The 20,462-nt window shown below is 40.8% G+C and carries 15 protein-coding genes; 6 read left to right on the top strand and 9 right to left on the bottom strand.

Annotation, left to right across the window (positions count from 1 at the left end; translation table 11 throughout):
* Positions 1-27 precede the first annotated feature (27 nt).
* Genes G563_RS0124075 through G563_RS0124065 form a run of 3 tightly spaced genes read left to right on the top strand, consistent with a single transcriptional unit; the run spans position 28 to position 3,869 of the window.
* Entirely contained in the window at positions 28-2,460 is a 2,433-nt protein-coding gene (locus G563_RS0124075; protein WP_169579804.1) for an outer membrane beta-barrel family protein, read from the top strand.
* A 20-nt stretch (positions 2,461-2,480) separates the two neighbouring features.
* Entirely contained in the window at positions 2,481-3,491 is a 1,011-nt protein-coding gene (locus G563_RS37230; RefSeq protein ID WP_051211165.1) for a 2OG-Fe(II) oxygenase, read from the top strand.
* On the top strand, positions 3,492-3,869 hold the full coding sequence (locus tag G563_RS0124065) for a response regulator (protein ID WP_028667585.1): 378 nt from the start codon (positions 3,492-3,494) through the stop codon (positions 3,867-3,869).
* Positions 3,870-3,912: 43 nt separating this feature from the next.
* On the opposite strand, the gene G563_RS0124060 is transcribed toward G563_RS0124065, so the two are convergent.
* The 9 genes from G563_RS0124060 to G563_RS35700 form a co-directional block, all read right to left on the bottom strand.
* The gene (locus G563_RS0124060; protein ID WP_028667584.1) at positions 3,913-5,307 is read right to left on the bottom strand and encodes an NADH-quinone oxidoreductase subunit N; all 1,395 of its coding nucleotides are present in this window, start codon (positions 5,305-5,307) and stop codon (positions 3,913-3,915) included.
* Between the two features lie 64 nt (positions 5,308-5,371).
* On the bottom strand, positions 5,372-6,835 hold the full coding sequence (locus tag G563_RS0124055) for a complex I subunit 4 family protein (RefSeq protein WP_028667583.1): 1,464 nt from the start codon (positions 6,833-6,835) through the stop codon (positions 5,372-5,374).
* A gap of 33 nt (positions 6,836-6,868) precedes the next feature.
* Positions 6,869-8,077, bottom strand: coding sequence for a hypothetical protein (locus tag G563_RS0124050; RefSeq protein ID WP_028667582.1), 1,209 nt, complete (start codon positions 8,075-8,077; stop codon positions 6,869-6,871).
* A 61-nt stretch (positions 8,078-8,138) separates the two neighbouring features.
* Entirely contained in the window at positions 8,139-10,052 is a 1,914-nt protein-coding gene (nuoL, locus tag G563_RS0124045; RefSeq protein WP_028667581.1) for an NADH-quinone oxidoreductase subunit L, read from the bottom strand.
* 82 nt (positions 10,053-10,134) lie between these two features.
* Positions 10,135-10,479, bottom strand: a complete 345-nt coding sequence (nuoK, locus tag G563_RS0124040) for an NADH-quinone oxidoreductase subunit NuoK (protein WP_028667580.1) — start codon at positions 10,477-10,479, stop codon at positions 10,135-10,137.
* A gap of 225 nt (positions 10,480-10,704) precedes the next feature.
* Entirely contained in the window at positions 10,705-12,249 is a 1,545-nt protein-coding gene (murJ, locus tag G563_RS0124035; RefSeq protein WP_157585575.1) for a murein biosynthesis integral membrane protein MurJ, read from the bottom strand.
* Between the two features lie 51 nt (positions 12,250-12,300).
* On the bottom strand, positions 12,301-13,950 hold the full coding sequence (locus G563_RS0124030) for a hypothetical protein (RefSeq protein ID WP_028667578.1): 1,650 nt from the start codon (positions 13,948-13,950) through the stop codon (positions 12,301-12,303).
* The gene (locus G563_RS0124025; RefSeq protein WP_028667577.1) at positions 13,947-15,596 is read right to left on the bottom strand and encodes a hypothetical protein; all 1,650 of its coding nucleotides are present in this window, start codon (positions 15,594-15,596) and stop codon (positions 13,947-13,949) included. The genes G563_RS0124030 and G563_RS0124025 overlap by 4 nt, the downstream gene beginning before the upstream one ends.
* Positions 15,597-15,617: 21 nt before the next feature.
* Positions 15,618-17,117: an N-acetylneuraminate synthase family protein gene (locus G563_RS35700; protein ID WP_037327990.1), complete on the bottom strand. Its 1,500-nt coding sequence runs from the start codon at positions 17,115-17,117 to the stop codon at positions 15,618-15,620.
* A gap of 166 nt (positions 17,118-17,283) precedes the next feature.
* Between G563_RS35700 and hemH the strand changes: the two genes are divergently transcribed.
* The 3 genes from hemH (at position 17,284) to G563_RS0124005 (ending at position 20,299) form a co-directional block, all read left to right on the top strand.
* On the top strand, positions 17,284-18,348 hold the full coding sequence (hemH, locus tag G563_RS0124015; protein ID WP_051211191.1) for a ferrochelatase: 1,065 nt from the start codon (positions 17,284-17,286) through the stop codon (positions 18,346-18,348).
* A 124-nt stretch (positions 18,349-18,472) separates the two neighbouring features.
* Complete coding sequence (locus tag G563_RS0124010) at positions 18,473-19,051, top strand: RNA polymerase sigma factor (RefSeq protein WP_028667575.1); 579 nt, start codon at positions 18,473-18,475, stop codon at positions 19,049-19,051.
* A gap of 165 nt (positions 19,052-19,216) precedes the next feature.
* Complete coding sequence (locus G563_RS0124005) at positions 19,217-20,299, top strand: FecR family protein (protein WP_028667574.1); 1,083 nt, start codon at positions 19,217-19,219, stop codon at positions 20,297-20,299.
* Positions 20,300-20,462: the final 163 nt, after the last annotated feature.

Here is a 20,462-nt window from a genome sequence, read left to right as displayed (position 1 = left end):
TATTAATCATTCAACTCTCACATGGGTATGAAAAAGCTAATCATTCTTGTTTTTATAGTACTAGCGGGGCGGTTATTGGTCCAAGCACAAGTACTTGCCGATTCGTCAAGCACAACTTTGACAGGAAAGGTTTTTGACGACAAACGTCATGCTATTGAGTTTGCGACGGTCATGCTACTAGCCGCCGATTCTAGTTTTATCAAAGGAGCTATTACTGATACTACCGGTACATTCGAATTGGTGGGGATTCGGGCAGGTCAATATTTTGTAAAGATCTCCAATATGGGTTCCAAAGCTTTTGTTTCTTCTATTTTGGAAGTAAAAAATGGTTCTTCTTCTTTGTCAATAGGCGAATTCATTCTTGAATCTGAGGCTCGAAATTTACAAGAGGTAGTGGTAAAAGGCGAGCGTCCCTTGCTCGAACGCGAGTACGGAAAATTGATTGTAAATGTAGCCAACAGCGCCGTTTTCAAAACATCTACCAATGCTATCGATGTCCTAAAACGCTCTCCTAGCCTTATCGTTGACCCCAGTGGAGGAATTAGCATCAAAGGTTTGTACGCACCTTTGGTAATGCTCGACGGACGCCCTCAGCCACTTACGGCCGAAGAACTAAGGAATATACCGGCCTCTGACATCGAAAAAGTAGAAATCGTCTCCAACGCCAGTGCCCGATTTGAAGGTGAAATAAGGGCAGTTATCAATATCAAACTCAAACGTGACAAAAACCTCGGTTGGACTGGCGTAGCTTACGGGGGCTTCAACCAAAATCGGCATTTTAGTGGGTATGAAGCAGGCATAAGTGCTACTTACAAAACACGCCAATGGACTTATTTTGGCGTAATGAGCCACCGAAACGACAATGATTTTTTGAACATGTCTGGTTTTCGACGCATCGGGCAAGGAAATAACTATACCCTTATGACGCCCAATGCTTTCATTCACTATGATTCAAAGCCTGTCACTTATCGCGTAGGAGCGGATTATCAAATCAACTCCAAAAATACCATCGGAATCATTGCAAAAGGGGTATTTAGAAATCGTACCGATTTGAGTGACAACTTGACCCATCTTGATACGTATGCCCAAAACATCATCACTGCGCGACAAAACATCCAAACCCTCAATCAAAATACCATCAAAGGGCCTACCCGCTCTGTCAACCTCAATTATCGAGGTACGCTCAGCCCTAAAAACAACCAATTAACGGTTGATTTGGATTATGGCAAATACTCACGCACCGAAAATCAGGACATTCAAAACCGTTTTCTCAACAACGATAACTCCAATGTGATATCCACTTCTCGTCTGATGGGCGATGGCACTTCGGAATTGAGTATTCGTTCGATTCGTGCTGATTATACCCATCCCTTGTCCAAAACACTTCAGTTGGCAGCGGGTACTAAACTGAGTTGGGTCAATAGTGATGATGCCCTCCGCTATGATACACTTGCGCTAGGTGGCTGGGGATATGATGCCTCCAAAAGCAATCGTTTCCGCTACAACGAGCAGATTTCAGCCGCCTATGTTATTTTGGGAAAAGAATGGAAAAAGTTTACGATTGAAGCAGGTTTACGCCTCGAACATACCCAAACCCGTGGCAATTCTCTTACACTTTCGTCGGTCGTAGATCGCTCTTATTTACGTTGGCTCCCTAGTTTTCAGGCCAGTTACCGAATCGACGACAACCAAAATATCAGCTTAGGATATGCACGCAAGCTCACCCGACCTTCGTTTTCGGATCTCAATCCATTTACTTTTTATACCGACCCTTTCACCTATATCGAAGGCAATCCATTTTTGTTGCCTACCATGCGCAACACCGCCGAATTGAGCTACAGTTACAAAAACTTTAATGCAGGTCTGAGCTATGTGCATGATACCGACATCATCGTACAAATGCCCATTCAAGATGATGCCACCAAGATCATTCGCTACACACGTGTCAATCTCAATACGCAAAATGTATTTAATATCGACTTGTCTTTACCAGTCAAAATAACAAAGTTTTGGTCTCTACAAAACAACCTCCTCATCATGCACCGTCAGGTAGCATCAAGTTTTTTGACGGGACAATTCGACAACCGAATCTGGACCTATTACTACGGAGGCGGGCAGTATTTCTCCCTCAAAAACAATTGTACTATCGAGCTGAGCTATTACTACCAAGGGCCTTCTGCCGACCAGTTTTATCGCGTCAAAAGCTATGGGGTGGTTTCGTTGGGAGTTCAAAAAAGTTTTTGGGCTAACAAACTCACCGCCCAACTCAATTTCAATGACCTCTTCAATACCTACCGCGAAGCTTTTTATGGGCAGTTTTTGAACGTAGATGTCAACACTTTACAGACCCGTAATGTGCAAAACTTTAGTATGCGTCTTACTTACAAGTTTGGCAAATCGACCTTCAAACGTAGAAACCGCGCCAACGGCAGTGCCGAGGAAGAAAGCAGAACTCGCTAACCTTTAACCATTTTTTTGATATGGAAACGACCGTCATCACTCCGCTACAGTGCCCCAATGTACTTCTTATTCAGGAATTTGTAAAAAGAATAGCACCTTATTCCAACCAAGCACTCATTCGTGAAGCTGTACAAAAGCTACCACGTTATCCCATTGTTTCTTTAAACGACATCAATCTTTTATTACAACGCTGGAATTGTTCTACTAGGATGTTCAAGGTTTCCTTGGCTTCTCTACAACAGCTTGACTTTCCGCTATTATCCTTTTTAAAGGGTTTTGAAAACGACCAGTATTTTATCATTATCACCGCAGTCTCCGACGAATTCGTCTCTTATTTTTCGCCCTACGGTGGTGAGACCATCGAGCCACTTGACCAATTTGCCACCAAATGGAGTGGAGCACTTTTGCGAGCAGTGCCTCATTCTTTAGACTCAACGCATGGCATCGCCGAAGAAGACACCGAAAGTCTACTACGGAAAAATTATCTCCAAAATCACATTCGCACTTACGACCATTTTCTGAGTGATGATACCTGCGATTATATTATTCAATATTGCGAAGAAAAAAATCTATTTGTAAGAAGTGAAGTAGAAGCCTACGCCAACGAAAGCTATGTCTCTGCCGACCGTACGAGTTATTCGGCGGGTATTAGAGAGCGCCAAAATCCGCACTTTAAAGCGATACTGGAAAAAGTGAGCGATTTACTAAACGTACCAGTCAATTTTATTGAAAACCTTCAATGTGTCAAATACAGTAAAGGGCAGCAATTCAAGCCACATTTTGATGCGGGAGCCTCCAATCACCGTATTCATACCATATTGGTATATCTAAATGATGATTTTAGTGGTGGCGAGACATTTTTCCCTGAACTTAATTTAAAAGTAGAACCTCAAAAAGGACGTGCCTTATATTTTTTGAATCGTATCGACCAGTCGATATTGCTCCAATCTGCCCACGCAGGGCTGCCTGTTGCAAATGGCACTAAATACGGTTGCAATATTTGGGTAAGAAATCAACCTGCTGTACCTTGAATGACCTTGCCAATTTTGTCTTGCGGGGTGATTGAGTTTGAACCACCCGCCGCTGCTCTAATGGATTTTTTTATCCGCCGAACCGAGGGTCTAGCATTGGCCTGGACCTGCGGTTCGCAAGAGGATGTTCACGTGTTTTTAGAAAAACAAAATCCTGATATTCTTTTTTGGGAAGTAAGAGCAGTACCGATTGTAGTGGCGCCAATTTTGGTCCCTATTGTTAAGTACCATTCAAACATTATTATCACCTCAGCGATGTTTGAAGAAATGCTAAAAGAAGTCCCTTTTCAGTATGTGGATTGGCTTCACAAACCTTTTTCCTACAGCCGATTTTTAGAAGGCATCGAAAAAGTAAGAAACGCAAAAAGCGGAAGCTAATCACTGCCTCCGCTTTTTGTTGATATAACTATAATATCAGATGTTATACTAAACCCTTCAAAAAATCAGGCAAGAGGCCACATATCAACGTGATAACAGTCGTAGCAATCAGCACCAGACGATAAAAGGGAGAAATTTTAATGGCAGCTAGCTCCCCTTCACGCATGTAAGCAGCAATAATAGCTCTGAAATAATAATAAATACCTACTGTCGACATCAATACCGCTATGACCAGAATCCACGTCAAACCTCGGTCTACGGCACTGGAGAAGATGAAGAATTTTCCCCAAAAACCAGCCGTAAGAGGAATCCCCGCCAAAGACAACATAGATACAGTCAATACAAATGCCAAAAGTGGGTTTTTCTTACCTAAACCATTGAAAGCCTCAAAGCTTTCGGATTTTTCGTTGGAATGTACACCTGTTTCTTTAGCAACAATCATCAGCACGCCAAAAGCACTAATAGTAGCTAGCGAATAAGCTAGGGAATAAAATACAATGGCACTTTGGGAATGGTTAGTGAGTGCCGTCACACTAAGCAACAGATAGCCTGCATGTGAAATACTCGAATAAGCCATCATGCGTTTGAAGCTCTTCTGATATACCGCAGTGACATTGCCAGCCAATAGTGTAAGGATGGTAATCCCCGCCAAAGTAGCCCACCAAAAGGTATAAATACCCGAAAACGAACCAGCAAGCAAACGATAAATCGCGGCAAATCCCGCTGTTTTTACGATTGTTGACATAAATGCCGTAAAAATAGTAGGAGCGCCATCGTATACATCAGGAGTCCAGAAGTGGAAAGGTGCCGCTGATACTTTGAAAAGCATTCCAATCAACAACATCAATAAACCAGCGTATAAGATAATCGACGGTGTAGAATTAGTAAGTACATAAGACTTAATCGCAGTCACATTGAAAGAACCAGTAGCGCCATAAAGCAGAGCCATTCCAAAGAGCATAATACCCGTAGCAAAAGCTCCCATCAAAAAATACTTGAGAGCAGCTTCATTGGAGCGCAAATTACGTTTGTCACTTCCTGTCAATACGTACATTGATACTGACAGTATCTCCACTCCTACAAACAACATAATAAGGTTCTCGAAACCAATCATCATGATTGCTCCCACCAACGAAAACAGCATTAAAGCATAGTATTCGGCAGGTTGGGCACTTTCGTCATCTACAAATCCACGCGTCAAGGCCACAATCAAAAACGCCGATAAAATCACAATGCCCGAAAAAGCCATCGTGAGTTTGTTTTCGTAAAGCATACCTTTAAAATACAACGAAGGCACGTCATTCCAGTTGAGGAAGTTGGTTATCAAAACTACTACCAATACCAAAAGGGTAGCAGGTAATAAAAGAGTTTTAGATTTTTGGAAACCCAAAAACAAAACTAAAAGGCCTAGTATAGAAAGAAGTATGATTGGAAGCATTTTGTTTTCGTTAATTGTTAAAGATTAACATTTACTCATATTATATTTTCAAGCACTTGTTGCTCTAATAATGAATCATCTGTAAAAGATTACTTACTGCTGGCTCTGTCAATTTCAAAAAGGTATTAGGGTACAATCCCATCCAAAACACCATCACAATCAACGGAACAAGCACCGCACGCTCACTCATCGATAAGTCAGCGAAATGTTCCGTAAAGGTCGATTTATTACCAAACATTGATTTCTGGAACAAACGAAGCATATACACAGCTCCTAAGATAATAGTAGTACCCGCAATCGCCCCTAGCCAAATATTAAATTCATAGACGCCTTTCAACAACAAAAACTCTCCTACAAATCCATTGGTGAGCGGCAGCGCCACGCTACCCAGCATCAATATCATGAAATATACCGTAAGATGAGGGGTACGTTGTGTAATACCTCCCAACTGTTCTAGGTTTCGTGTTTTAGTACGAGAAAAGATAATTTCAACAATAAAAAACAAACCTACCACATTGATTCCGTGCGCCAACATCTGAATCAACGCGCCCTGTACCCCACTCAATGTTTGCGAAAATACCCCTGCTGCCATAAGGCCCACGTGTCCAAAAGAAGAATAAGCGATAAGCCTTTTCATATCGCGCTGCTGAATGGCAATAATCGACCCATACACAATCCCGATAACCGAAAGGACAATCGCCGTCTTGCCCCAATCTGCCAAGCCCAATGGCACCACTGGCAAAATGAAGCGAATCACGCCGTATATCCCCATCTTAAGCATGATACCCGCCAATAGCATCGTGGCTGGAGTGGGTGATTCCGTATAAGTATCAGGTTGCCAAGTATGAAAAGGAAAGAGCGGCATTTTGATAGCAAAAGCAATAAAAAAGGCCCAAAAAAGCCAGCCTTGTTTATGAGCATCTAGAGCCAATTTATAAAACGAAGCAATGTCGGATGTGTGGCCGTTTGGAGAACTAGAGGCGGTAGTTTGATAATACAAATACACAAACGCCACTAGCATAAATAAACTTCCAAAGATGGTATACACAAAAAACTTAAAAGTGACTTTGATACGATTTTCTCCGCCCCATACTGCGGCCAAGAAATAAACCGGAATCAAAGCCGCCTCAAAAAAGAGATAAAACAAAAAAGCATCAGTAGCCGTAAATACCCCCATCAAAGCCGATTGCATAAAAAGTATCAGCGCATAAAAAGCCGAAGCATTTTTGTAAGGTTGTCTGAAAGTAGAAAGAATAATCAGCGGGGTCAAAAAAGCAGTCAACATCACCAATAATAAACTAATACCATCGATCGCTCCCGCAAAAGAAATTCCCGCCGACGCAATCCAGGGATAACTAAAGCCAAATTGCTGAGTGGCTGTCGGTTCAAACTTAGTAAAAATCACTATAGCCAAAACCAACTCTACAAGTGCCCCTACGAGGGCAAGTTGCTTGGCATTATTGTTTTTAGTGATTAACGAAACAACGCCCGCAATCAACGGAATCAGGATAAGTGTAAGTGTAAGCATAATTTCACCTATATCGTTAAAATATTCAGCGCTTTAGTTTAATTTGTTAACAAATGTATTTAATAACCAACCAATTGACTCTTTGACCGGCTCATAGTAAATGGGTGTCATCCAAGCATAATCTCCCTTGAAATAATAAGTGGGGAATAAAAAGGAAACTGCCACGGCTCCTATCACTACATTTTTTACAAAGGCAGGACTTTCGTTGTCTTGAAGTAGCTTCAATGATATAAACAAAAGTGGAAATACTAAACACAAGCTTTTGGTGGTATCCAATATACTATATGATACCACTACTGCTCCCAAGAAAGTTAAAAACGCCAACAAAAACCACTTGAAATTGGGGGTACTACGACTTTGGAAAACGTAAATCGCAAACATAAGAATGAAAATCCAATACCCTTCAAAAGGCAAAACTAATCCCAGTGGTATGTGGTGAAATTGTTCATACAAACACCAAAAGTAATCTGCCCCAGTTTCGCGTGGGTGTAGTTTGTAGGAATCGGTTCCCTTGATATAATAAGTGGATAGCACGAATCTTACCACAAAATATCCCACAACACTCACTACATACCCCATCGACAGGCGGCCAAACTTTTCAGAAGCCGTTAGTTTCCACCATAAAAATAAAATAGGAGAGAATAAAAGGGCCCTTTCATCTGACCAAAAGCTTAAAGAAAGGCTCAGAATCACAATCCACACATTGCGCGTAGCCATGGATAACAGAATAAAAAAGTAGGCAAATGGAATGAGCCACGAGGCTAAATCCCAAAAAAAGTCTTTACCTACAAACAAAAAACTAAAACCCATACAGAAGTACGATGACAACAGCTTATCTTGCGTGATTTCGTAAGCCATCTTCAGTACTAGATAAAAAAAAGCAGCTCCTAAAAGATGTTCTATCAAAGTCATAAAAGCTACAATCCTCATTTTGTGAGGAGTATCGTAGAGGCTTCCTATCAAAATAGGAGTAAGCCGATATTGCTTGTTATGTTCGTTGGTACCTAGCTTCAATTTATTTTCTCCTAGTGGTTGTTTTACTTTTTCATGCAGATAATCCCAAGGAATATTCAATGGATTGTCTTTTTGAAAAAAATATTGATAATTGGGTAAAGAAAACACTAGTACAAGCAAACACGACAATGCCGTCACTTTGAGTTTCCAGTATTTTCCAACCCCAATAAAAGATGTAACCAGACCGTCAATCTTGAGCAAGAGTAGGGATAAAGTATGCTGAACCATTGTATTGAGGGATAAAATAATGGATATAATCTACTACTCTTCTTGTACTTACTTGGGTGTTTTATCTAAGTAAAAGATTCCAAGCAAGTACAACCAATATCCCCAATACCATAGCAAAGAGATAAAAACCTGTCTCACCAGTTTGTAGCATTCTGAAACGTCCGCCTAAAAACTGAACTAAACGACCGGCTCCATTTACTACCAAATCAATAAGAAACTCGCCAAAACTGTAAAGCAAATCAGATAGCTTACGAATCGGATTCACAAACACTGATTCGTATAACTCATCAATGTAATATTTGTTCTGTAAAACCTTGGCAAACCCTGTCACGTCTTTGTCAGCCGCTGGGACGGTATTTTTACTAATGAATAGGTTATAAGCAAAGAAAATAGACAACAAAGCCGCCCCTACTGATACGCCCATGAGAATATATTCGGTAGAATGCTCCAAGTGTCCGTGCTCAAAAAATGCGGGATTGGCTTTTTTAGAAAGCTCAAAAAGCGGCGCCATAAAGTGAGATAAAGATTCTCCGCCGCCCAACACATGCGGCACGTTCATCAACCCTCCTACTGCCGACAATACCGCCAAAATCATCAAGGGCACAGTCATACTAGCAGGTGATTCATGTAAATGATGCTCTTGTTCGTGCGTACCACGGAAGTTACCAAAGAAAGTCATAAACAACAATCGGAACATGTAGAATGCCGTCATCATCGCTGTCAGGACTCCAATCCCCCACATGACTTTGTTGTGCTGAAATGTATGCGCCAAAATCTCGTCTTTAGAGAAAAAACCTGATAAAGGAAAAATCCCCGAAATCGCCAGCGTTGCAATCAAAAACGTCCAGAATGTAACAGGCAAATGCTTACGCAAGCCTCCCATATTACGAATATCTTGCTCATCCGACATCGCATGAATCACACTACCCGCGCCCAAAAACAAAAGTGCTTTGAAAAACGCATGAGTCATTACATGAAACATAGCCGAAGTATAAGCTCCTACTCCCAAAGCCAAAAACATATATCCCAATTGGCTCACGGTAGAATAAGCAAGAACTTTTTTTATGTCATTTTGATACAAACCGATTGAGGCTGCAACTACGGCAGTAAGCAATCCGATACCTCCTACCACACCTAATGTAGCAGGGGCGAGCGAGTACAGCACATTGGAACGAATTACCATGTAAATCCCGGCAGTCACCATCGTAGCGGCGTGAATCAAAGCCGAAACAGGCGTAGGGCCAGCCATCGCATCAGGCAGCCAAGTGTATAAAGGAATCTGAGCTGATTTTCCCATAGCACCCACAAAAAGCAATGCCGTAATGCTGACTATTATAGCGTCGTTGACACCAAAGCTTCCATCAGCTGCTTTTCCAAATACCTCTAAGTACTCAACAGAACCAAAGTTTTGGATAATCATGAAGATACCCAACAAAAAGCCTAAGTCACCGATACGGTTCATGATAAAAGCTTTGCGGGCAGCATTGTTGTAGTTGGTGACTTTGTTCCAAAAACCAATCAACAAATAAGAACAAAGCCCTACGCCCTCCCAACCAATAAACATGATGACGTAGTTGGAACCCATTACTAAGAGCAACATGAAAAACAAGAATAGATTTAAGAAGGCAAAAAACTTCCCAAATCCTTCGTCATGATGCATGTATCCAATGGAATAAATATGAATCAAAGACCCGACTCCTGTCACCACCAACAACATCAACAAAGACAGTTGGTCGATTTGAAATGAGAAAGGAATATTGAGCGAGCCAATCGAAATCCAATCAAACAATGGTACGATTTGGGGCTGCCCCTCAAAACTATTCCACGCTAAAATTGAAATGGCAAAAGCTCCTAAAGCCGCCGCCGATCCTATGATGCCCACCAAACTCTTGGGAACATGACGAAAACCAACTCCATTGATGACAAAACCAATCAGTGGTAGCAGGGGTATTAAAATTAGTAAGGATGCAGACATATATTTCTTAATGATTTTAGACAGACATACAGAAAGCAGACCTCATACTGTCAAAAAGGTCTGCCCACTCATTTCTAGAGAATCACCATTTTAGTTTATTCAAGAATCCAATGTCGATAGTACGAGTATTGCGATAAATCATCACAATAATCGCTAGCCCAACTGCCACTTCTGCTGCGGCTACTGCCATAATAAAAAACACAAAAACCTGGCCTACAGGGTCAGATTTGTAAGTAGAAAAGGCAATAAGCAATAAATTGACGGCATTGAGCATCAGCTCTATACTCATAAAAATAATGAGAGCATTGCGGCGTGTGAGTACGCCTACTATACCTATTACAAACAACGTCGTTGCCAACAGGACATAGTTTTGCAATGGAATCAGTTGAACAACGTCGGGAATCGACGGGGTAGCTTGTGGAAACATAGTGCAGTTAGGTCCAAAGAGGTTTTGTGGTCAATAGATTTTCCCAAAAACGTGGCAAATTTACTGAATAATCGTACTTGCCCAAATCTGCACCTTAAAAACTATCAGTAAGAATATTTATCTATCGGTCATTTATATCAACAATCACCTTCTTTTGCGTCTAATCAGTCCCTGCATTCGTATTGATATTCTCTGACAATCTATTGTTTTTCTAGTTTTATTATCTTATGGTTTTATACGATTGAGGATTTTAACCCTAATCAAATTTATTTCATGAACTTTAAAAATCATACTACTTATCACAAAAAATGATGCAGCTCCTACTGCGAAACTCACGCCTATCAAAAAACTTACTTCTTTACTATACAAAGTAGGGTCGCTCCAGTAGTTTCGAAGGCCCCACACCAAAGCCCCCACAGTCCCCAGAGCGAGGGTTATTTTTAAAACTTCGACCAATTGGTATCCAGTAAAATACATCCGTTTATAAAACCAAACCGTAAGAATCGGTACAGACGCCATCAAGCAACAATGGACAAGCACCTGAATTTTGACGCCATCAAATCCAAAAGAATGAATAAGAAAATAGCCTATCGAAACCGATATGAGGTGTATGATGCTCCAATAGTAGTACTGAAGCTCGGGCTTGGTCACCGAGACCGCCAATTTACGATAAATCAAGGAAGGGCCATTGGTAGTCATACTTAAGAAGAAAAGGCAAAGAAGCTCATAAACCTCTGTGGTGGCCGAGGCGTCAAATTTGATACCTGCCCACAAAGACCAAATAAAATATTTTCCGCTCGCCCAGAAGGTGAGTATCACTAGAAAAGCAATGAAATAGGAAAAGTTTAAGTTTTTAGCCACAAACTTCTTCACTTCAGTACTATTTTGCTTATGAATCAAGCGGTTGATTTCATTAAAAAAAACAGTGCTGACAGGCATCATAAATACATTGGCCACTTTGCCGTAAATCAACTCTGCATAACGATATATCGCAAAACTTCCACTAGGCAACAACGACAAAGCCATATTGAACACAAAAGTGTACACCTGTACACTGAGCATATAAGTAGACGTAGCCATGAGTGTCCGCCCCAGTTCTCGCAATGGAAAATGAGGATTTCTTAATAACCAAGAATGCTTATAATTGACTTGACGCAAATAATAACAAGTAGTAGCAAACTGCGCTAAGACACTAATCACCAGACCCACTACCAAACTCCATATGTTTCCTTCACTTCCCCAAATTATCAATATCGCAATATTGGCGATTTGCGACACAGTGGATGTAAATTCGACTTTGCCATAAATCCCTTCTGCATTGAGCATGCCTTGAAAAAGATTGGTCGCAATCTGAATCGGCATCAAAAACCCCGTAATGCAAAATATCTGCCATACTTGCACTTTGGTTTCTTCATCAAAACCGGGCACCAACAAATTGACGATACCAGTACCACTAGCAATAAACCCCAGAACCAACAGCAAAGCTCCACCCACCATGTAGTTGCAAAGGGTAGCAATAATCGACATGCCAGCCTGTACCCCATATTTTTGCTTGATTCGGTGGTAGCGTGACACGACAATCTCGACCAATTGACCAGTGTTCACAAAACGAGATACCGCCGTACCTAGTACAGATGCTGCAAAGAATGCTTCTACTTGGGAAGATGTCCCAAAAAACTGCACAATGAGAGTAGAATATGCTACATTGAGCGCGATATTCAGCCCATTGATGCCAAACAGCATTCCAATATTTTTAAAATCAAGTGACAAATCAAAAAATTTAAGAGAGCGACCCTGTGTCAACTCTTGTGTTAAGACGACTTAAGGCCTCAAACGTCTCACTGAGTTATCCTTAATTTCCAACCAGCTTATGCCAAACTTTGTCTTAGGCAATAGCCTATCAATAGTCTCGGCTTCTACCCCTTTCTGAAAGTACGTTTTCTGACGCCAAGCTGTTGCCAAACCATTCCTTTTTGAACTTGTCGGAATCATAAAAGTCTGTTTTCCATATTCTAAAACCAAATACAGACCATCAGAAGCCTTGGTGGGGATACTAAGTTGAGGATGAGTGACGGAAAGATAACGCCCCGACTGCTCATAAAATTTCTGAGGCGCTTGATATTCTATTTTTGAAAGTGAATCTCCAGTAATGACTTGCGCTTTTTGCAACTGCCGACGTAAATCATCGTCAGCTGAGACGATAAAAATCCCTCTTTTGTGCGCTTCTTGTGCCGCCTTGACCATAGGCGAATCTTTACCTTCAGAATACAAATCGGTAGATTGATACAAGATATTATGATAGGCAGCATTCGAAATCCATCGTGTCGACAAGCGATATCCTACGTCTTTGACATAAAAAAGTGTGGTCATCGTTAGCAATATTCCGACTCCCATTACCTTAATGAACACAGGCACACGTTTGCTGACTTCTTCTCGGCAAGCCATCAGCATGGCTAGGGCGATTGCTAAGGATGAGTAATGTTTGTACCTACTTCCGATGACTATATCCATTCCTTTTTCGGAGCGAAATACCGCTACCGAACAAGCCGTGAGTATCACAAAAAGCATGATACTTAAAAGTGCCAAATCAGCGGTTTGGCGTTTTTGATGAAGTCTAAAGGCCGTCCGAACCGTCAGCGCCAATATCACCACCCCTACTACGATAGCACTCACCTGCCCCGCCAAACCCGTGGTAAGAGCAGCATAAGCTCCCATAAAAGCAGTCATATTGAGCGGGAATAATAGTAAATTTCCCACAAAAAAAGTATCATGAGTAGGATAAGATTTGAGAATCATAAAATAACCCAGGCCTCCTATTAGCGAAGCTAGTATCCAATAAAAAATATCTTTACGAGTACGCCCTTGCCACCACAATATCAAAAACCCTATGGGTAAAATCATCATTCCATTGCCATTACTAAACAAGGTTAATATACCCAAAACAATACCTATCCAAAGTGCTTTTTTTTGAACTAAACAACTGATTGTCAAAGTTGCCAGGACAATCACCAATACATTTGACCATACCGCCATAGCCCAAAAGGAAGTGGCACTATATTGCGGATTGAGTAAGATGATTCCTAGTAGCCAAAACGTAGCTTTTTGTTGGGGAAAAAGTCTATACAAAAGTATAAACTGAACTACAAACAAGACATTGCCCAGCAAAATCAACCATTGAAAATCTATGCTGCCTATGAGAAAGTATTGCAATAAGCCTACCAAGCGAGTTCCCCACATAATATGCTCATTGTGAGGCACAAACATCGCTCCAATTTTATCCAACCACGGTAGCTGTTGTACTTTAACCAGATAGCCCAGAATAGCGTTATAATCGTCCAAATAAGGTACATTGAGCGCATAATGCCAAACATACACTCCATAAAACCCCAAATAAATCGCCAGCATCATCCACCCTCCTTTACGGAGAATATACAAACGAAAATCAGAATTATTGGTCAATGGTGTTTTCATCGGTTACGTACATAAATCCTGACTCCTTGCAGGCTATCTTTAAGGGTATAGTTGGCAGCTATCAATTGAGCTAAGGCTGGATAGTTTTCATGTTTGTAGACTTCAGGCTTTTCCATCCATAAGGTTTTGGGAGTAATGGCGTCCACAAAAATAGCGGGACGATGCAAGCGCATATCTCTCAAATAACGCTGCATATATAGCTCCTGAAGTGGGTGTTTCATAGCACTTCTGGTTGTGTGGTTTTCGGCAACTCCCTGTGGCATCTGACTTTCTACAAAATACTCACAAGACCAACCCCAAACAGCCAAGTGATCCCCTTGCTTTTTGTGTTTTAATATTGCTCGCCCTACCTCACTTATTTGAGCCTGAGGTGCTTTTGTAGGATAAAGATTAATCGGATGATCAGTCCCAATATCTTTAACCAAAACGACAAAGAAAATCAACTGAGTAGATAGTACTGCCCAATACCATGTTTTTGAGAAATTTTCAAGCCATAATCCAAAAATTAAAGCCAATGGCAACAAGTAAAATAAAAAGTAATGGGCATAAAAACTACCTGTTCGTACGATAGTCATTGAAATTGCTACCATATACAGCAGCATCAGTGGCAAAATATAGTAATCCCGTTTCAGAATAGCTCTTAAGCGTTCTTTTACCAAAGTTTTATTGACAACACCAAGACTCAAGCTCAAAACAAGAATAGGAAAGAAAATATAATTCAGTTCGATTGCTTTTTTAACCACAACCACTGGAAAACGCATAAGTGTATAAAAAAACTTAGGTCGCTCGCCTGTCAAACGATGACTATATTGAGAATTGGCATATATATAAAAATTGTAAAAATCGTCGAGTACGCCATTGATAGCGAGCCACAATACCCAAATGCCCCAAGTCAAAATTACACCTACCGCCACCCATCCAAAGTATTGCCAAAATTTGGATGGCTTTGCTAGCCAAAACTGAAAAAGTATAGCCAATCCCCAAAAAAACGCAAAAGGTAAGCCTTGTAATTTACATAAAGGAACCAGTGCTAGCATCACTCCAAAACCTACCAAACGCCAAGGGGTATAGGCTAGGGTTTTGGCCAAATAAACCCAAGCATACACCACAACACTTAGCAGCAAGATGGCATTCACTTCGCTGTTGTAATGAACATAATTGCTATCCTGCACAAAACTCAAAAACACTAAAAAGGGCAGCACAACTACTTGCGCAATCCTCTCATTACGAAGCAGTTTTATTGTTTTGTAAATAAAATAAAAGGAAAAAAGGGATAATAGTAAGCTCAAAAAATGGGCTAAATGAAAATCTATTTTAGCTCCTAACCACCCCAAGACTGCTAACAAGTAGCTATTGAGTGGACCTCCAGTAGTGGGGTCGACTAGGTGATACAAAACAGGCTCTACCATCAGCGTAATCCCCTGTGCTAGCATTTGACTTTCGTCTTTGTTGATTTGCCCTCCATATAGAATAACGGGCAAACGCATCATCAAAGCTAACCCAACTGCCATAGTCCAATAAACCCCACCGTGTAATGCTTTTTTGTGGGCAACTACCCAATAGCTCAACCCAAACCATAAGAGATGTCCTATGAACCACCATTTTGCTGGACAACACCCAAATTCAAGCAAGTTCCCTAAAATCATCGGTCTTAATCCAAATACTTTTTAGAACTCCTCTACAATCATTTTTCTTTGCAAAGGGTCTTGCTCCATGATGAGTTCATCTGTGTAGAAAGAATCATTGCGATAGTGGGTGGTAGAAATTTCTTCAAAAATGACCCCACCTTCGGTATAAAAAGCATGTAAATCACCTCGTTCTATGGTGAGAATATCCCCCTTATGCAACGAACGACTGATGCCATTGAGGGTGATGATCATCGAGCCACTCAAGATATGAAATGTCTCTTCTTTTTTAAGGTGCTTTTGCTCGGGATGATGTTGCCCTGCAAACATCACGATGATTTTTTTACAATAATCCCGATTTACCAAACTGACCAAAACACAACCAAACTGCTCAAATCGCTCTTGTCCATAATGAAACGACAATTCAACTTCGGCTTTTTCATTCAGCACTACGCCCGCTTCCGCCATCATTCCTTTGGCTTGGTGAATAATGCGCCTGATACGATGATAGTTGTCATCGGTAGTAGTTTCAAAGACACCTTCATTGGGAGCATAATCTTTGGAAGCGACAAAACGCGCCCTAAGTTTTCCAAATTCGGCGGAAGTGAGTTGGCCGTTGGCACAAGGCATTGCAAAATACACATCTTGTGCCACAATTGACTCACCTTTTTTGATGGGTCTATTTACAAAAACACCCCTCTTCAATGACAAAAGAGACTCTTTTTCCGCATTTGTTACCACTTTTTCATCCTCTCCTAGCATCACAAGTGCCCGTTGATAAGCCTCCACCCACTGCGCTACTTGGGCAGGGTTCATCGAATAGTTGTTGAGCGTAATCGTTTCGGTAGGTACTCCCACGTGCCGTTCAAAAATCTCAGCACCCATTGCTACTGTCAACTGCGCTACTTCGGTATTGTCGGGAGCTTCGTGCCCTGAGTACCCTATCGTCACGTTGGGATAGCGGGCCTTTAGTTTTTTAATAAATTTGAGATGAAGTACGTCATTGGGACTTGGATAAATTCCAACACAGTGCAGAATGGCAAAGTTACGATTGCGGTGTTCTAGAAAAGACACCAAATTATCAATCTGCTGGAGTACCAATCCGCCCGTAGAAGCAATGATAGGTTTATCAGTTTTAACAATTTTAGTTAACAAAGGCCAATCATCCGCACTACAACTTGCGACTTTGATGATTTCGATGCCATGTTCTACAATCTGATCTACCGAGCGCTCATCAAAAGGGGTACATATCGTCACTAGCCCCTCTTCCCGGCAAGCTTCTACCATTGTTTTGAATTGGTCGGGAGTCATTTCAGTACTTAAAAAGCGACTGATATGTTTGGCTTTGGTATCATGTCTGAAATCGGGATGAATAAAAGTATCCAAGTGCCGATATTGAAATTTTACTCCTGCTTTGATACCATATTGGCGGGCAATTTGAGCCATTTCGCGAATGATTCGCACACCATGTTCTACACTTCCTTGGTGGTTGTTGGCCATTTCGAAAATAAAAAGACCAGAAAAATCGAAGTTTGAGGGCATATATTAAAAATATATAAAGACTAAATGTAAAATATCTTCAAGGGTAAAATTCAATCTTCCAAATTCACAGAAACCTCACAAAGTCGGAAACTTTTTCATAGGTTTGTGGTTAAAAGAGAAGCAAAGTTACTCTAAAATTGATTCTCCAAATAGCAAAATTTTGGTCATGGTATCTCACTCTCCCGAACATCTCACTTCTATCTCAAATACCTCATTAGGAAAAACTGGCGTTTTGATTGTCAATCTAGGCACTCCAGACAGCTACGAAGTCTCGGATGTTCGCCGTTATTTGCGTCAATTTTTGATGGATGGGCGTGTGATTGATATTCCTTTTATTCCTCGTTTTTTGTTGGTCAACGGCATCATTGCTCCTTTCCGTGCACCCAAATCTGCTAAAGTTTATAAGCAAGTTTGGCTCCCCGAAGGCTCTCCGTTGAAAGTTTATGGAATAGCCATCGAAAAGATGTTGCAAGAAGCTTTAGGCGAGGATTATGTAGTGAAACTTGGTATGCGCTATCAAAATCCAAGTATTGAGGCTGGTTTAGAGGCGTTTCAGAAAATGGGGCTTACCAAAATCATCGTGGTTCCCTTTTTTCCGCAATACGCTTCTGCTACAACGGGCTCGGTATATGAAGAAGTAATGCGGATATTGACCAAATGGCAAGTCATGCCCGAGCTAAGATTTGTAAATCAATTTTTAGCCCATCCCAAGTTTTTGGAAGGCTTTGTACAAAACGCCCAAAAATACCTCCAAGCGCATCAATACGATCATTTTATATTTAGCTATCATGGCCTTCCAGAGCGCCAAATCAGAAAAGGTGATTGTACCAAAGAAGTGTGTAAATTAGGCAGCTGCTGTGACACCCTCCATGCCATGAATCAGCACTGCTACCGAGCTCAATGCTTCGAGACAACCCGTTTGTTGGTAAAAGCACTCGATATTCCCGAAGGAAAATATACGACTTGCTTTCAATCGCGGCTTGGCAACGACCCCTGGATAAAACCCTATACCGAAGACATAGTCAAAGAATTACCAAAAAAAGGTGCTAAGACAGTACTGGCCTTCTCCCCCGCTTTTGTAGCCGACTGCCTCGAAACCACCCTCGAAGTAGGAGAAGAATACAAAGAAGTCTTTGAAAAGGAAGGAGGACACCACTGGGATTTGGTTGAAAGCCTCAACGATAGTCCAGTTTGGGTAGAAGCACTGGTAGATTTGGTAGTCAAAGCCTAATAATTCGATTTGCCAAAATAGTAGAATAATATGCTAAAATAGTAGCATAAAATCCACAAAAAAGACAATTTATTTGCGGAATAAAACAAAAGTATCTTTTTGAGGTTTTTAAATATCAACTATCTTGGCGACACTCTCTAACGATATTGAGCTTTGGCAGCGCTTCAAAAAGGGTGATAGAACCGCTTTTGAAAATCTCTACCAAGCCTACTTCAATGTCTTAGGAAGTTACGGTTTTAGGCTCACTTCTGATAAACAACTCATAGAAGATGCCATTCAAGATTTGTTCATTGATCTCTGGCGCCGAAAAGAATACCTCAACGACCCCGACAATGTCAAGTTCTATTTATTCCGTTCTTTAAGAAACCAACTGTTGCGAAACTCCCGCAACAATGTCTTTGAAGGCTCTGAAAATATCGACAGTTTTTTGGATTATCTGACCACTTTGTCTGTTGACCAACAACTCATGAACAACGAAGTTTTGGTTGATCAGCAGTTACATATCCAAAAAGCTTTATCACATTTAAGTCCTCGTCAGCGCGAAGCGATTCATCTGCGTTTTTATCAAGGTCTGAGTATTCAGCAAACTGCCCAACTCATGGAACTGACCGTGCAGTCGGTTAGTAATCTTCTTTTTAAAGCTTATGCCGTATTGCGCATGTCGCTAAAAGCCATAATTTCAATGGTATATTTTCTTTTTTGATTCCCATTTTTTCTCTTTTTTTTGCAAATCCTCAAAGACTCAACTTCCTAACAATCAAGGTTTTAATATTTTTATTGAAAAAATTATCAAAAAAATACATTTTGATTGGGTAGTTTTTTCAAAAAAATGTACCTGTACTTCTGAAGATGTTATACACGCACACAGATGAAATATCAAGATTATCAGGTACAAGATTTCCTAAACGATGATCTGTTTGTAAAATGGGTACTTTTTGCGGAGCAAGATGAGTTTTGGATTGATTTTTTGGCACAAAATCCTTCAAAACATAGCATCATAACCGAAGCCAAAGAGATAGTGAGAAGCCTACATCAGGCCGAACACGCCTCCTCTCCCGATTTAAACAAAAAAGAAGTCTGGCGGACGATTGAAAGTACTCTATTTGAAACTGAAAATGAAGCCAAAAAAATTGATTTTTGGCAATCGGCAGGTCTGAAATGGGCGGCAAGTATAGCTGTATTGCTAGTATTAGGATGGCTTTTGTTGCGTCCCAAGACCGAAATAAAAATTAGCTATCATGATTTGGTACAAGAAGCCGAAAATAAAAGTACCCTAGCCGAACACATCAACACAAGTGATACGCCACTCAAAGTCAGATTGCCTGACAGTAGTTTCGTAACACTCCAAAAAAATAGTCGTATTAGTTATCCTACACCATTTAGTCCACACCAACGAGAAGTGTTTTTGAGTGGAGAAGCGTTCTTTGAAGTAACAAAAAATAAGAAAAAGCCTTTCTATGTCTATGCTAACGAAGTGATTACTAAAGTCTTAGGAACTAGTTTCGTCATCAAAGCTTTCGACAACGACAACAAAGTTTTTGTGAATGTGCACACGGGAAGGGTTTCGGTTTTTAAACAAAACAAAATTGACATTGCCGACCCCGAAACCAAAGGACTTATCTTACTTCCCAATCAACGGGTCGTTATCAGTAGAGTTACCCCTACTATCAGCAAAGGACTTGTGGCGGAGCCTCGTCCCGTAGTGCCCTTAGAAAAATACCCTCGTACTTATTTTGATGAAGTACCTGTTACGAATGTTTTTCGCGAATTAGAAAAACTCTATGAAGTGAAAATATTATATAATGAAGAGGAGCTTTCCGACTGTATCATCACCACCACCCTTCGAAATGAGTCGCTCTATGATAAGCTAGATTTAATCTGCAAAACCATTGGAGCGACTTACAAAGAAGTTGACGCTCAAATTGTTATCAGTTCAAATGGTTGTCACTAAAACCCTCTTTTTTGCCTATGCCCCAACGTACTTTCTATTCCTAACCCTTTTATAAAAGAAATGGGAAAGATGCGCTAACATCCTTCCCATCCAAGTTTACCTCTGCCTGAGAAACATCCGGTAAACCTCCTAAATCGTTTTCGTACTAACAAAAACATTCAAA

The sequence above is a fragment of the Runella zeae DSM 19591 genome (assembly GCF_000423565.1).
GTDB classification, from domain to species: Bacteria; Bacteroidota; Bacteroidia; order Cytophagales; family Spirosomataceae; genus Runella; species Runella zeae.
Note: the sequence above shows the minus strand (reverse complement) of the source record. Positions and strands in the feature narration are given on the sequence as shown.